Origin of the sequence: Staphylococcus massiliensis CCUG 55927, assembly GCF_000298075.1 — a bacterium.
GTDB classification, from domain to species: domain Bacteria; phylum Bacillota; class Bacilli; order Staphylococcales; family Staphylococcaceae; genus Staphylococcus; species Staphylococcus massiliensis.
Genome location: NZ_JH815593.1, coordinates 144,197 through 159,335, shown reverse-complemented (window position 1 = coordinate 159,335; position 15,139 = coordinate 144,197). Strand labels below are relative to the sequence as shown.

11 protein-coding genes and 1 pseudogene are annotated in these 15,139 nt (G+C 38.4%); 4 read left to right on the top strand and 8 right to left on the bottom strand.

All coding sequences use genetic code 11. From position 1 onward, the window contains the following. Positions 1 to 52: 52 nt before the first annotated feature. From A33S_RS0101150 to A33S_RS0101125, 6 genes and pseudogenes are all read right to left on the bottom strand, one after another. Complete coding sequence (locus tag A33S_RS0101150) at positions 53 to 997, bottom strand: acetyl-CoA carboxylase carboxyltransferase subunit alpha (protein ID WP_009381917.1); 945 nt, start codon at positions 995 to 997, stop codon at positions 53 to 55. Further along, positions 990 to 1,856 carry an acetyl-CoA carboxylase, carboxyltransferase subunit beta gene (accD, locus tag A33S_RS0101145; protein ID WP_009381918.1) on the bottom strand — a complete coding sequence of 289 codons (867 nt, stop codon included), beginning with the start codon at positions 1,854 to 1,856 and terminating at the stop codon, positions 990 to 992. Before accD ends, A33S_RS0101150 begins: the two co-directional genes overlap by 8 nt. Positions 1,857 to 2,018: 162 nt before the next feature. After that, positions 2,019 to 3,248 (bottom strand): annotated as a pseudogene (ystJ, locus tag A33S_RS11515) (NADP-dependent malic enzyme). 113 nt (positions 3,249 to 3,361) lie between these two features. Further along, entirely contained in the window at positions 3,362 to 6,547 is a 3,186-nt protein-coding gene (locus A33S_RS0101135) for a DNA polymerase III subunit alpha (protein ID WP_009381921.1), read from the bottom strand. Between the two features lie 12 nt (positions 6,548 to 6,559). After that, the gene (locus tag A33S_RS0101130) at positions 6,560 to 7,492 is read right to left on the bottom strand and encodes a DHH family phosphoesterase (RefSeq protein ID WP_009381922.1); all 933 of its coding nucleotides are present in this window, start codon (positions 7,490 to 7,492) and stop codon (positions 6,560 to 6,562) included. A gap of 15 nt (positions 7,493 to 7,507) precedes the next feature. Beyond that, positions 7,508 to 8,809: a DRTGG domain-containing protein gene (locus A33S_RS0101125; protein ID WP_009381923.1), complete on the bottom strand. Its 1,302-nt coding sequence runs from the start codon at positions 8,807 to 8,809 to the stop codon at positions 7,508 to 7,510. 205 nt (positions 8,810 to 9,014) lie between these two features. Here A33S_RS0101125 and A33S_RS0101120 point away from each other — a divergent pair, with 205 nt between their 5' ends. Then, positions 9,015 to 9,428, top strand: coding sequence for a universal stress protein (locus tag A33S_RS0101120; protein ID WP_009381924.1), 414 nt, complete (start codon positions 9,015 to 9,017; stop codon positions 9,426 to 9,428). A gap of 77 nt (positions 9,429 to 9,505) precedes the next feature. Here A33S_RS0101120 and A33S_RS0101115 read toward each other — a convergent pair whose 3' ends face one another. After that, complete coding sequence (locus A33S_RS0101115; protein WP_009381925.1) at positions 9,506 to 10,195, bottom strand: metal-dependent hydrolase; 690 nt, start codon at positions 10,193 to 10,195, stop codon at positions 9,506 to 9,508. 104 nt (positions 10,196 to 10,299) lie between these two features. On the opposite strand from A33S_RS0101115, the gene A33S_RS0101110 reads away from it, so the two are divergent. Continuing rightward, on the top strand, positions 10,300 to 11,352 hold the full coding sequence (locus tag A33S_RS0101110; RefSeq protein ID WP_009381926.1) for a M24 family metallopeptidase: 1,053 nt from the start codon (positions 10,300 to 10,302) through the stop codon (positions 11,350 to 11,352). Continuing rightward, positions 11,349 to 11,978 carry a copper homeostasis protein CutC gene (locus tag A33S_RS0101105; RefSeq protein ID WP_009381927.1) on the top strand — a complete coding sequence of 210 codons (630 nt, stop codon included), beginning with the start codon at positions 11,349 to 11,351 and terminating at the stop codon, positions 11,976 to 11,978. Before A33S_RS0101110 ends, A33S_RS0101105 begins: the two co-directional genes overlap by 4 nt. A 178-nt stretch (positions 11,979 to 12,156) precedes the next feature. Here the strand turns inward: A33S_RS0101105 and ald are convergent, their stop codons facing one another. Beyond that, complete coding sequence (gene ald / locus A33S_RS0101100) at positions 12,157 to 13,272, bottom strand: alanine dehydrogenase (RefSeq protein WP_009381928.1); 1,116 nt, start codon at positions 13,270 to 13,272, stop codon at positions 12,157 to 12,159. A 136-nt stretch (positions 13,273 to 13,408) separates the two neighbouring features. Between ald and A33S_RS0101095 the strand changes: the two genes are divergently transcribed. Further along, positions 13,409 to 13,909, top strand: a complete 501-nt coding sequence (locus tag A33S_RS0101095) for a universal stress protein (protein WP_009381929.1) — start codon at positions 13,409 to 13,411, stop codon at positions 13,907 to 13,909. The last annotated feature ends 1,230 nt before the right edge of the window (positions 13,910 to 15,139 follow it).

Below are 15,139 nucleotides of genomic sequence, written 5' to 3'. Positions count from 1 at the left end.
AAACCAAATTAAAAAAGACGCAACCCGCTAAGGATTGCGTCTTTAAAATATATTATTCAGTAAATGAACCGATATTTCTAAATTTATTAAAACGATCATCAGCGACCTCAGTAGCAGACATTTTAGAAAGTTCATCTAAATGAAATTTAAATGCATCTTTAATTCTTTGAGCTTGTGTTTGAATATCTTGGTGGGCGCCACCTAATGGTTCTTGAATAACCTCATCTACGATACCTAAATCATGTAAGTCATTCGCAGTAATCTTCATTGTTTCAGCAGCTATTTTAGCTAGATTGCTATCTTTCCATAATAAAGCCGCTGCACCTTCAGGTGAAATAACTGAGTACGTACTATTTTCAAGCATGATAATGCGGTTCGAAATGCCTAAACCTAGTGCACCACCACTACCGCCTTCACCGATAACAATCGCAATAACAGGTACTTTAAGCGAAGCCATCTCGACTAAATTTTTAGCGATAGATTCACTTTGACCACGTTCTTCGGCAGCTTTACCTGGATAAGCACCCTTAGTATCTATAAATGTAAAGATTGGTCGATTAAATTTTTCAGCTTGTTTCATTAATCGAAGTGCTTTACGATAACCTTCTGGATGCGCCATACCAAAGTTACGATAAATGTTATCTTTTGTATCTTTACCTCTTTGGAGACCTACAACTGTAACGGGCTTTTCATTAAAGAAGCCTACGCCCCCAATTAAAGCAGGGTCATCACGATAGTTACGATCGCCATGTAATTCTAGGAAATCATCAAAGATATATGGTATGTAATCTAGAGTAGTTGGTCTCTCTTGTAAACGTGCAAGTTGAACACGATCCCACGGTTTAAGGTTCGTATAAACTTTCTCAGTCTCTCGTTTAAGTGATGCTTCAAGCATATCAATTTCATCTTGCAAGTCGACATCATTTTTCTCTTGGGATTCTTTTAATGATTCAATTTTATCTTTGATTTCAAAAAGTGGTTTCTCAAAATCAAGCATTATTTTTCACCTCTTGATGCATTTTTAGAATAGAAGCGAGTGTTGATTTCATTTCACTACGATGAACGACCTTGTCTAACTGACCATGTTCTAATAAGAACTCAGCAGTTTGGAAGTCATCAGGTAGCTTTTCATTAATAGTTTGTTCGATAACACGTCGACCAGCAAAACCAATTAGCGCTTTAGGCTCCCCTATATTAATGTCACCTACAGAAGCGAAACTCGCTGAAACACCACCTGTAGTTGGGTGCGTCATATAAGAGATATATAATAAACCTGCATCAGAATGACGTTTTAAAGATACGCTTGTTTTACCCATTTGCATAAGTGAAATGATACCTTCTTGCATTCTAGCACCACCACTAGCTGAGAACAGAATGAATGGTAGACGGTGTTCAGTACAATAATCGATGATACGACAAATCTTTTCACCGACTACTGAACCCATACTACCCATACGGAAACGTGCGTCCATTACAGCAACACCATATTTGATGCCTTCTAATTCGGCCGTTCCCGTTACAACAGCTTCATTAAGACCCGTTTTCTTCTGGTCTTTTTCAATTTTCTCTTCATAGCCAGGAAAATCTAATGGATTGGCAGAGGTCATACCTTTATCAAACTCTTTAAAAGTCCCCTCATCTGAAATAGCATTGATACGATCATGTCCTGTAAGTGGAATATGATGATCACAATTGAAACAAACATTTAAATTTTCTGCGAGCTCTTTTGTGTACATGATTTTCTTACATTTAGGACATTTCGTCATAATACCTGCTGGTACATCATTTTGTTTTGAGTTTTGTACTGTTACATATTTTTTCTTTTTAGAATTGCGATTAAAAAAATCCTTAAACATACGTTAACCTCCACACTACCATAGATTTCTGAACTGTTTATTTATATGGTTCATGCATCTGTCCAAATTTTTAACACTTATAATTGTATATGAATTTGTAGAAAATGAAAATTATTTACAAATTTATATATCATTTCATTTATCAGTTCAGAATATTTCTCTTTATTTTAAATCTGTTAGTGATAAAGTCTTCTCGTAAACTTCATCAGGATCTACTTCGATACGTGCAACGCCTGATTCCATAGCAACTTTAGCTACGTTACGTGCAACTGATGGTGCAACACGTTTATCAAATGGTCCTGGAATACAATAGTCAGGGTTTAATTCATCAGGTTTAATTAAGTCAGCAATCGCTTCGACTGCAGCTTGTTTCATCTCTTCATTAATATGAGTCGCTTCTACGTCTAACGCCCCTCTAAAGATGCCAGGAAAAGCTAAAACGTTATTAATTTGGTTAGGGTAATCAGAACGTCCTGTACCAATAACTTTGGCACCTGCAGCTTTCGCAACATCAGGTTTGATTTCTGGCTCTGGGTTAGCCATCGCAAAGATAATTGGATCATCGTTCATTGATTTAACCATTTCTTCAGTTAAAAGGTTTGCTACAGACACACCGATAAATACATCTGCGCCTTCAATTACATCTTGTAATTTACCTTCTGTTTTCTCTTTATTTGTCCAACGTGCAACATATGATTTTGTATCATTCATACCATAAGAACGACCTTCGTAAATCGCACCTTTAGAATCACACATAATCATATTTCTTACACCATAAGAGTATAATAATTTAACGATTGCGATACCTGCAGCACCTGCACCATTAAGAACAACTTTAATATCAGATAAATCTTTATCTACAATACGTAAAGCATTCATAAGACCAGCTAACGTTACAATCGCTGTACCGTGTTGGTCATCATGGAAGATTGGAATCTTAGTTTATTTCTTTAAGCGCTCTTCAATTTCAAAACATCTTGGAGCTGAAATATCTTCTAAGTTAATACCACCATAATTTGGTTCTAGTAATTTAACAGTCTCAACAATTTTATCTGGATCTGTTGTATTTAACGCAATAGGTACACCGTCGATACCAGAGAAGCTTTTGAATAATACAGCTTTACCTTCCATAACTGGAATACTTGCTTCAGCGCCAATGTTACCTAAACCTAATACTGCTGTACCATCTGTAACAACCGCAACTGTAATACCTTTCATTGTATAATCATATACTTTACGTTTATCTTCATGTATATCTTTACAAGGTTCCGCTACACCAGGAGAGTAAGCTAAACTAAGCTCTTCTTTGTTCGTAACTTTTACTTTTGATGTAACTTCTAATTTACCTTGATTTTCTTTATGCATTTGTAATGCATCATTTCTTAAAGACATTTTGAAATCATCCCCTAATCTATCATTTTTTAATTAAAACGAATCCCAAATAGATACGAATCACTCATATTAACATCAGTTAACTATACCATATTTCATTATATTTTCAAAAGTTAGAGTAATCTGATGTGTGATGCATGGAAATCAGAAACAAAATCTTTCATTCTAGTTTGTTCGCTTTCAATGTAACCGATTAATTCCATACCTGACGATTTATAATAATAAACCGGTATGTGGTTCGCTTGTTTTGATTGCGATAATTGATTTTTAACAGCTTCTACATTCATAATGTTGCGAATAACAATTTGCTTACAATGCGCGAGCTTGTCACGCTCATACGCTTCAAGCGGGATTAATTGATTAACGATAACTTGTGGATTCCCCGCTCTCACCTCATATTTACCAAGGACAACGTATACGGCGTCTTCTTCAACGTCAGTTTCAATCTGTCGATACAACGTTGGAAAGATAACGCCTTCCATTTCTTCTTTACCATCATTTAGCGTAACAAATGCCATATTTTGCCCTTTTTTCGTACGAATTGGCTTAATGACATCTAAATTAATCAGCATGGGCTTGTTTAATTCTGCTTGGTTCAATTGAAAGAGCGACAAATATTGCTTCTCTTTAAAGAGCTTTTCAGTGGGGTGCTCGGAAACATAGAAGCCTAAATATTGTTTCTCATAACTACTTAAAATTTTATCTGGCATTTCGTCAGTCTCATGATACTCTTCTTTCACCGTCAACTGATCGAATATAAAATCTTGATCGTCTATTTGCGTTGAGCCATCCACGACTTGGTCAATAGATTGAAGCAACGTGGCACGATTCTTACCAAATGTGTCGAAGGCCCCGACGAGTATAAGTGCCTCAAGATTCTTACGTGATTTGATGCGATTTGGAATTCTCCGGCAAAAGTCAAAGAAGTCTTTGAAAGGACCATTCGCCTTTCGTTCGCTTAGAATAATATTGACTGTCTGATATCCGATACCTTTAATAGTACCGAGCGAAATATAAATACCTTCAGGTTTCGGTTTATAGAACCAAAAACTTTCATTAATATTCGGCGTTAGGATGTCAATACGCTGTCCTTTAGCCTCTTTAATTATATCCATTGTCTTCTTCTCGCTACCAATCACATTACTTAAGATATTTGCGTAGAAGTAATTCGGATAATGAACCTTTAAATAAGCCATAATGTACGCGATTTTAGAATAACTTACCGCATGCGCACGTGGGAACCCGTAGTCAGCGAATTTCAGAATCAAATTGAAAATTTGTTGACTCAGTTCAGGACTATATTCCTTCGCTGTCGCCCCTTCTACAAAGTGCGTTTGCTCACTTTCAAGCACTTCACGGTTCTTCTTACTCATTGCTCGGCGTAGAATATCCGCTTCACCATATGAAAAGCCTGCGAAGCGACTCGCAATCTGCATGATTTGTTCCTGATAAATGATAACGCCATACGTTCGATTCAGAATCGGTTCAAGGTCTTCATGAAGGTACGTTACCGTTTCAGGATGGTGTCGGCGCTTAATATATGTCGGTATTTCTTCCATTGGACCTGGTCGATATAGCGACGTCACGGCTACAATGTCCTCAAAGTGTTGCGGTCTTAACCGTTTTAACACACTTCTTACGCCGTCAGATTCTAATTGGAAGATCCCTGTCGTATCTCCATTAGATAACAATTTAAAGACCTTTTCATCATCAAAAGGGATGTCCTCAATTTTTATGTGTACTTTCTTGTCATATTCGACCTGTTTCACGATTTTATGAATAATCGACAAGTTACGCAAGCCTAGGAAGTCAATTTTTAAGAGACCGATACGTTCTGCTTCCGTCATCGTCCACTGCGTGAGTAAACCAGCATCACCAAGCGTCAACGGCACATAATGATATAAAGGTCGGTCGTTTACAATTACGCCTGCCGCATGAGTAGACGTATGTCGTGGTAGCCCTTCCAACTTACGACAGAGTTCATACCATTTCTCATTACGATAATTACGGTGCACGAATTCTCGAAACGCTTCAGATTCATACGCGGCCTCTAATGTGATACCTGACTTATGCGGAATAAGGCTCGATACTTCATTTAACGTAACCTCATCAAAGCCCATAATACGGCCAATATCTCGCGCTACAGCTCGAGCGAGTAAATGTCCAAACGTCACGATACCAGCTACATGATGTTCCCCATACTTTTGTTGCACATACTCGATAACCTTCTCACGCTTCGTATCTTCAAAGTCGATATCAATATCGGGCATTGTGACACGTTCAGGATTTAAGAAACGTTCGAATAAAAGATTATATTTAATCGGGTCAATCGTTGTTATGCCAAGTAAGTAACTGACTAAAGACCCTGCAGACGACCCACGTCCTGGTCCAACTAACACATCATGCGTCTTAGCGTAATGAATTAAATCACTAACGATTAAGAAGTAATCCGCATAACCCATTTTCGTAATCACATCATATTCGTAATCGAGTCGCTCTCGATAGACATCTTCCGTTAGTTCGAATGCTTGTAACCTTTCTTCAAGTCGTTCACGTAAATACTCATCTGCAGATTGGTTATCAGGCGTGTCGAACTGTGGTAATAAAGACTGATTATAGTGTAATGTCGCGTTACATTGTTCAAGAATGTCTTCCGTTGCTTTTAAATATGAGGGCTCAATATCTTGTTCCACTGCTTCCAATTTAGGAAAATGAAGCCCAGGATCTTCAACCTCGTTTACGATATCAATCTTAGTGTTATTCTTTATGGCACCTAGCGCAAAGTACGCTTCCTTATCCGCTTCATCTAAATAACACGTTTTGGCCATCCAGACCTTTTCAAAGGGAAGTGAATCCACGCTAAGATGACTCATGTATACGTTAGCTTTCTCTTTAAAAGGCGCGTAAATCATATGGTGCGCTTCGTCTAAATCTTTGAAAATGATCATAAGATTATCTTGATAGCGTTCGAGCCAACTTAACGGTGTCTCAGTCTTTTCTCGCATCTTTAAAGCGGAAGATAATTGGTATAAAGCCTTTAAGCCCGCATCGTTCCTAGCAAGAACTACTGTTTCGACTTCATGAAGTTCATCTGTCACATATAGCGTCATACCAAAGGCAGGTTTAATCCCATGTTTGTTACAACTATCAAAGAATTGTGGTAACGCATATAAGACATTGGTATCTGTCATAGCAATCCCATTATAACCTTCAGCTTTCGCCCGCTTCACTACGTCTTCGATTCGAATGCTCGAGTTTAACAAGTCATAGGCTGTATGCACATTTAAATGAGCAACCATAGTGTTTCCTCCTTAAATGCGGTCGTTTAGCTTTGTAGCAAGTGCGTCGAACGTTTCCCAATCATCAACAGAAACGCCAGAAGCATTCTCATGGCCACCGCCACCAAATTCGCTCGCGATATCATTAATCTTAATGCCTTTAGAGCGAATACGACAACGAATTTCACTACCTTCATCAACCGCAAAGACCCATACTTTCAAGCCATCCATATCTGCAATGGCATTCACGAATAATGACGCTTCATTTGGTTTTACATTGAACTGTTCTAACACATCGTGCGTGATTTTAACCTTACAGAAGCCTTTATCATTTAAGTCAAAGTTCTGCAGAATATATCCTTGGAACGGCATTAATTTAGGATCTTTCGCACCAAGTTGATTCAGCTCAAAATTATGATCAAAGTCATAAGCAATTAATGATGCTGCTACGTTCAATGTTTGAGTTGTCGTGTTATTGAATAAGAAACGACCTGTATCTCCAACGATACCTAGATAAAGCACACGCGCCGCCTTATCACTGAGATAAACCTTGTCATTCAAGAAATCTATCATCGTATAAATAATTTCACTCGTAGAAGACGCTTTCGTATTTACATAATTAATATCCCCATACTGATCAACTGCTGGATGGTGGTCAATTTTAATGATTTCTTGACCTAATTTGAAACGTTCATCATCAATGCGCCCTTCATTTGCTGTATCACAAATAATGATAAGTGCTTCTTTAAATGTCCCATCAGAAACGTCATCAAGTTCACCTATAAAATCTAATGAAGGTTCGTTGTGACCAACCGCATAAATTTGTTTGTCTTGAAACTTTTCCTCTAAATAATATTTCAAACCAAGCTGTGAACCATAAGCATCAGGATCCGGTCTCACATGTCTATGTATGATAATTGTGTCGTATTGTTCAATCTTTTCCATAATTGCATTAAACGTTTGCATAAATAAAGTTCCTCCTTATTCATAATGGTCAATGAGTTGGCACATAATTAAGGCCTTAGCAACGGTTTTATTTTGTGTCGTCATGGTTACTTCAAGTTTCGCGAAGCTTCTACCCATGTCTAAAAAGTCATAATGAACCTCAATATCTGACTCAATTTGAACCGTCTTTATGTAAAAGATATTTAAATTCTCAATCATAACTTCAAGTTTCTTTTGCTTACGCATCACTGATTTCATCGTCTCTTCGATAATCGCGACAAAGACGGCTTTACTTAACGTACCAAACTGATTTGTAAGTAAAGGTGTGATTTGTACTTTAATTTGATTATGATCGATTGAAATATGTTTCGCAATTTGATCGTTTATCGTTTCACCTACTTGAGGCTGCTTACCGATAAGCTGCATGGCGCGTAATACATCTTCACGCGTTATAACACCGATAAGTTTTCGATTACTCGACGTAACAGGCAACAGTTCAATACCTTCCCAGATCATTAGATGCGCACATGAAGCTACGGTCGTGTTGAGTTGCACGTATATCGGCGATTTCGTCATCACTTGTTTAATATCCGTATGCGTATCATGTGAAATGATATCTTTACTCGTAATAATGCCAAGTAACTTCTTATTACGATCCACTATTGGGAAACGGGCGTGCCCTGTTTCCTTAGCAACGTCTTTAAAGTCTGCCACTTTCATATCATCGAAAAGCACTGACGTTTCATCAACTGGTATTACGATATCTTCAACCACTAATATTTCTTTACGTATCATTTGGTCGTACATCGCTCGGTTAATCATGTTGGCTACTAAGAACGTATCATAATTACAAGAAAGAATCGGTAAACCTTTATCATCTGCATATGCTTTAATTTCATCCGTCGTATCAAAGCCACCTGTTATCAGTACAGCACTACCGCGTTTTAATGCTTCCAATTGAACGTCTGTACGGTTACCAACAATAAGTAGTGTGTTTTTAGATAAGTATCTTACAACGTCTTCAAGTTCCATGGCCCCTATCGCAAACTTGGTCAACGTTTTGTACAAACCACTACGTCCACCTAAAACTTGTCCATCTATAATTTTAACAATTTCTCCAAACGTTAAGTTTTCAATTTGGGCTCGAGATTTCTTTTCAATACGAACAGTTCCAACACGATCAATCGTTGCAACAAGTCCTAATTGTCCAGCATCCTTGATTGCGCGATAAGCTGTACCTTCTGAAACTTTAAGGTCTTTCGCTATTTTACGTACCGAAATATTCTGTCCGACTGACAATGATTCTATATGCTTTAAAATTTGTTCGTGTTTTGTCATTTTATTACCTCAAAATCCACTCATTATTATATATATTATAACGTTTTTATCTATGAAATGCGAAATCTGGGTTTAATCGATTTCTTGTAAATTTCTTTTAAAAACATGTTAATTTTGTAAATAAATAGGGAATATAATAAATGAGGAAATTATCAGTGGACGACTTTATTAAGCGCCCATATATCTAGAGAGGGAGGCGTTTCTTATGTATAAGAACATTTTACTTGGTGTAGACACTCAACTTAAAAATGAAAAGGCAATTCAAGAGGTTTGTAAGTTAGCAGGACCGGACTCACTTGTTACGATTGTAAACGTGATTAGTGAACAAGATTTAAGAGCTTCTATTCAATTTGGTATGCATTTAGAAGAACTTAAGGAAAAGCGTTGCGAAGAACTAGAGCCAACGAGACGTCGTTTGACAGACTGTGATATCCAGTTTGAAGAACTTATTCTAAAAGGTAGTCCTAAAGAGAAATTAGTTGAAACAGCTAACCGTGGTAACTATGAAATTGTTGTGTTAAGTAACCGTAAAGCCGAGAAAGAAAAGAAATTCGTTCTTGGTAGTGTGAGCCACAAAGTTGCTAAACGTGCTACAATTCCAGTACTTATCGTGAAATAAAGGAAATTTAAAGGGAGCAGGACGTTTATTAAAGCGTCACCTGCTCCCTTTTTTCTATAAGATGGTTTTAAGGTAAATTAAAACTTAACTGCTTCACCTGGTTTTAAGACTTGAACGTCCCCTTCTGTTACGGCTTTCTTGAAGTCTTCAGGGTCTTGTTCAATATATGGGAATGTATCGTAATGAATTGGTACTGAGATTTTCGGTTTAATGAATTCATTGATCGCATAGCTTGCGTCATCGATACCCATAGTGAAGTTGTCGCCAATCGGAATAAAGCAAACATCTACTGGGTGTCTTTTAGTGATAAGTGCCATGTCACTGAATAAAGCAGTGTCACCACAGTGATAAATTGTTTGACCTTCAACTTCTAGGATTAAGCCCATTGGCATACCTAAATAGATTGGTTTACCATTATCGTCCATTAAACTTGAACTGTGGAATGCTTGTACATATTTTAAAGTACCGAATTCAAATTCCCATTTACCACCAATATTCATTGGATGCACGTTCTCGATACCACGTGCAGTAGATAAATAGTTTGCTACTTCTGCTGAACCGATTACAGTAGCATCATTATTTTTAACGAGTTTTTCTGTATCGCCGAAATGGTCTTCGTGACCATGAGTTAGAATAACGTAATCTACCTTTAATTCATCCGCATTTAAATCTGATAGTTCGTTACCAGTAATAAATGGGTCTACGATAACTTTCTTACCGTTAGCTTCAAAATAGATTGTTGATTGACCGTGAAATGATAAATTCATGATTTTTCCTCCTCATTAATTGTATACTTTTAATATACCACTTAATCGATTTCAATATTCAATTGAAGTCAAAATCGCATATCATATTTAAGGAGCGTGTAACGATGAAGAATGAACAACTAATTAAGGTACTGAACGACATGAATGGTGATGCGATGTGGATTTCCAATCCTAAGAACATCTTTTATTTAACAGATTATCATTCAGATCCTCATGAGCGCTTGTTTGCCCTGCTCATTGAAAAGGATGGCACAAGAACTTTGTTTGCCCCTCAAATGGAAGTTGAAGATATTAAGAATTCGCCTTATGAAGGTAACATTTTAGGTTACTTAGATACAGAAGATCCGTATGAGAAATTTGGAAAGACGTTGAATCACATGCTTGTTGAAGCTGAGTATTTAACGGTTAAACGTGAACATGAACTTAAAGACGCTTTTCAAGTAGCTCAATTCTCATATGTAGATGACGAGGTAAAAGCTTTACGTAACATTAAAACAGATGACGAACTTTCAAAATTGCGCCGCGCAGCCGAAATTGCGGATAAATGCATTGAGATTGGGAAGGACTTTTTAAAGGTGGGCGTAACGGAACGTGAGGTAGTGAATCATATTGAAACGGAAGTGCGTCAATACGGTGTTTCTGAGATGAGCTTTGATACGATGGTGTTATTTGGTGATCACGCTGCATCGCCACACGGTGTTCCGGGCGACCGTCAATTAGCTGATGATGAGTACGTGCTCTTTGATTTAGGCGTTGTGTATCAGAATTATTGTAGTGATATCACGCGTACGATTCCATTTGGTACGCCGTCAGAAGATGCACAGCGTATTTATCAAATTGTGCTTGAGGCTGAGACAGAAGCGATGAAAATGGTTAAGCCGGGCGTTAAGATTTCAGATGTTGACCGTAAAGCGCGTGGCATTATTGAAGCGCAAGGCTTTGGTGAATACTTCCCTCACCGTTTAGGTCACGGCTTAGGTATTGATACGCACGAGTATCCGGATATTTCGAATAAGAATGACAATGTCTTTAAAGAAGGCATGGTGTTCACGATAGAACCAGGTATTTATAAACCAGGTGTTGCTGGCGTTCGAATTGAGGACGATATTCTCGTAACGAAAGATGGTTACGAATCTTTAACAAGGTACGCGAAATGATTAAAGAAGCCGTTGTAACGTCAATAGAGTCGGTAAAGTATGCGATAGAACACGGTGCTGATCGAATCGAATTATGCGACAACCTTGATGTTGGAGGCACGACCCCGAGCTACGGTATGGTTCAAACTTGTATTTCTATGTGTCACATGGAAGGTGTTGAGGTAGCGGTTATGATTCGCCCTCGTGGTGGTAACTTTGTCTATGACCTTTATGACTTCGAAGTGATGCAACAAGATATTAAAGCGTTACGTCAACTTGATGTCGATTACTTCGTCTTTGGTTGCCTTACGAGAGACCATACGATAGATAGATGGCAAATGGAGACGCTTAAGGATTTATGCGTTGATATCCCTGCTGTGTGTCATATGGCGTTTGATGAGGTGCATGTGCATCAGCAGCAAAAGGCCTTACAAACCTTAATCGAGCTTGGGTTTAGACGAGTTCTAATGCATGGTGGACCTGCATCTTCAAGCGTATTTGATAACTTGAATCACATAGCGAAGCTCGTGATGTTTGCTAAAGGTGCTATTGAAATTATGCCAGGCGGCGGTATTACGAAAGATAACTTAGATGCCCTACTAGATGCCTTTCCATTTCAAGAGGTACATGGTAGTAAAATCGTGTAAAGATTGAGTGGTTGTCGCGTGGGTGAAGCGTGCCTCCCCTATTAAGGGCGTACGGCTTTTAAAGGGCTTTTCAAGAAGAGGAAGAAATGAAGGTATAATGACTTGAGAAAAAGTTGAATAGATATAAAAAAGACGTGAGATTCGTAAATGGTCTCACGTCTTAATGATTGAATATCGATTAGTTCAGTACTTCGAATACTGGCTTATATTCGTAACCAAATGTTTCTGCTACTGCTTTGTTTGTCACTTGGCCTTCAAATGTATTTAAACCTAAAGAAAGTGGTTGGTTATCTTTTAACGCTTGACGATAACCTTTGTTCGCAAGTTGAACTGCGTAAGGTAGTGTTGCGTTATTTAAAGCGATCGTTGACGTTCTTGGTACTGCACCAGGCATGTTCGCTACCGCGTAATGAACGACACCGTGTTTGATGTAAGTTGGGTCGTCGTGTGTTGTGATGCGGTCTGTTGTTTCGAAAATACCACCTTGGTCGATTGCGATATCAACGATTACTGAACCATTCTTCATTTGCTTGATCATGTCTTCAGTAACTAATTTAGGCGCTTTAGCACCAGGAATTAATACGGCACCGATAACTAAGTCACTTTCTTTTACTTGCATTTCAATGTTTAATGGATTTGACATAATTGTGTGTACGCGTCCATCGAATAAATCTTCTAATTCTTGTAAACGTTTAGGGTTTACGTCTAGGATCGTAACATCTGCGCCTAACCCAAGGGCGATTTTAGCAGCGTTTGTACCCGCTTGGCCGCCACCAATGATTGTTACTTTACCTTTAGATACACCAGGTACGCCTGCTAATAGGATACCCATACCACCGTTTAATTTTTGTAAGAATTGTGCACCAACTTGTGCTGACATACGTCCAGCTACTTCACTCATTGGTGTTAATAGTGGTAATGAACCATCAGGTAATTGTACTGTTTCATAAGCAATTGAAGTTACGTTATTTTCTGTTAATGCTTGTGTAAGCTTCTCTTCGTTTGCTAAGTGTAAGTACGTGAATAAAATTAAATCTTTCTTGAAGTATTGAAATTCTTCCTCTAGTGGTTCTTTAACTTTAATCACCATGTCAACATCCCAAACTGAAGCGGCATCGTCTAAAATTTTTGCCCCTTGAGCTTCGTAATCTTTGTCTTCAAAGTAAGAACCGATTCCAGCTTGTGTCTCAACAAGTACTTCATGACCTTGCTCAATAAGCGCATGAACACCACTTGGTGATAAACCTACTCTGTTCTCGTTATTTTTAATCTCTTTTGGAATTCCAATTCTCATTTATCCCACCTCCAGTATTCAGTTTAACGCATACGGGCATGTAAGCGCAATCATATTTAATTTTTATGTAAAAGTATTTTATAAAATATCTAAAAAATGTGATATAATAGAATTGAATAGAAAAGGGGGAATTGCGATGTTTTCTTATAAAAATATATTAATCGCAGTCGATGGTTCACATGAAGCAGAATGGGCTTTTAATAAGGCAGTAGCTGTCGCAAAACGTAATGATGCGAAGCTTACTGTAGTTAATGTTGTTGATTCAAGAACGTATACATCTTATGAGGTTTATGACTCTCAATTTACGGAACGTTCTCGCGAATTTGCGACAAAACTTTTAGATGGTTATGAAAAAGTTGCTAAAAATTCTGGTGTTACTCAAGTAGAAACACGCTTAGAATTCGGTGCTCCAAAAACGATTATCCCTAAACAACTTGCGAATGAAATTGAAGCGGACTTAATTATGTGCGGTACATCAGGCTTAAATGCGGTAGAACGCTTTATCGTAGGATCTGTGTCTGAAGCAATTGTAAGACACGCTGAATGTGACGTGCTTGTAGTACGTACTGGCGAGATTCCAGAGCACTTCGAACCAGAAGTTGCAACGAAAGAATTCTTAAAAGATTATCAAATTTAATATGTAGTTGTGCGATTTGTAGATGGAGAGGTACTCAGGTACCTCTTCTTTTTTATGGGGTGTGTAGAGTGGGAAGATTTAAGGAGGGTTTGTGCGAGAGGTTCTTTACGGTCGGCTGGCGGATTTATGGGTTAGCGTCGGTGTCAAAGGTGCATTCCGATGTTAATCGGCTTTTGCGTCGGTTTCAGTGTTCCATTCCGAGGCTATTTAGATTTTGCATCGGTTTCGATGATCCATTCCGACACTATTTGACTTTTACGTTGGTTTCGTTGCTCCATTCCGACGCTATTTACCATTTGCGTCGGTTTCAGTAATACAAACCATGTAATATGTACAACCTAATAAAATATTTCGTGAATGAGACCACTTTTAACAACTTGTCGTTTAATCACTAGTTGGCAACGGTGCTCTTATCAACCTGTGGCTTCGTCACTAGTTGGCAACGGTGCCCTTAGCAACTTGTGACATCTTCACTAGTTGGCAACAAGCCTCTTAGCAACTTGTAACAATTGGACTAGTTGATAAGTAAGAATAATCACTTATTCTTACTTATCAATTATATCCATGTGATAGGCTCACATGGATATTATTTCTGTTTTAGAGCCATGTCGCATCTTCATTTGGCTCTTATCATCGTTTTACAGCCATGTCGCGAATTCACTTGGCTCAAATCAACGTTTTACAGCCATGTCACAACTTCACTTGGCTCTTATTCCTGTTTTAGAGCCATGTCACCACTTCACTTGGCTCTTACTCCTGTTTTAGAGCCATGTCGCCTCTCCACTTGGCTCTTATCACCGTTTTATAGACATGTCGCCTCTCCACTTGGCTCTTATCGCCGTTTTACAGCCATGTCGCGACTCCACTTGGCTCTTATCACCGTTTTATAGCCATGTCGCCTCTCCACTTGGCTCTTATCGCCGTTTTAGAGCCATGTCGCGTCTTCACTAGGCTCTTATCATCGTTTTACAGCCATGTCGCGACTCCACTTGGCTCTTATCACCGTTTTACAGCCATGTCGCCTCTTCACTTGGCTCTTATCACTGCTATACTATCATACACACCGGTAATTATAACTATATTTCAACAATCCCCTAACAAGTAGTATCGCACATAATCAATCTAGCTAAATCGACGAGTCTCCTCTATCTCGACACCGTACCCAATGGCAAGACTAAACCGACGAACCCCCGCCACACCGACTCCGTACCCCTCAAACCACAAAAAAGC

Bases quoted from the DNA above. Each gene is read 5' to 3' on its own strand.
- A33S_RS0101110 (WP_009381926.1), top strand. From the start codon at position 10,300: ATGAAGAATGAACAACTAATTAAGGTACTGAACGACATGAATGGTGAT.
- A33S_RS0101120 (WP_009381924.1), top strand. From the start codon at position 9,015: ATGTATAAGAACATTTTACTTGGTGTAGACACTCAACTTAAAAATGAA.
- A33S_RS0101105 (WP_009381927.1), top strand. From the start codon at position 11,349: ATGATTAAAGAAGCCGTTGTAACGTCAATAGAGTCGGTAAAGTATGCG.
- A33S_RS0101095 (WP_009381929.1), top strand. From the start codon at position 13,409: ATGTTTTCTTATAAAAATATATTAATCGCAGTCGATGGTTCACATGAA.
- A33S_RS0101125 (WP_009381923.1), bottom strand. From the start codon at position 8,809: ATGACAAAACACGAACAAATTTTAAAGCATATAGAATCATTGTCAGTC.
- accD (WP_009381918.1), bottom strand. From the start codon at position 1,856: ATGTTTAAGGATTTTTTTAATCGCAATTCTAAAAAGAAAAAATATGTA.
- A33S_RS0101115 (WP_009381925.1), bottom strand. From the start codon at position 10,195: ATGAATTTATCATTTCACGGTCAATCAACAATCTATTTTGAAGCTAAC.
- A33S_RS0101130 (WP_009381922.1), bottom strand. From the start codon at position 7,492: ATGCAAACGTTTAATGCAATTATGGAAAAGATTGAACAATACGACACA.
- ald (WP_009381928.1), bottom strand. From the start codon at position 13,272: ATGAGAATTGGAATTCCAAAAGAGATTAAAAATAACGAGAACAGAGTA.
- A33S_RS0101135 (WP_009381921.1), bottom strand. From the start codon at position 6,547: ATGGTTGCTCATTTAAATGTGCATACAGCCTATGACTTGTTAAACTCG.
- A33S_RS0101150 (WP_009381917.1), bottom strand. From the start codon at position 997: ATGCTTGATTTTGAGAAACCACTTTTTGAAATCAAAGATAAAATTGAA.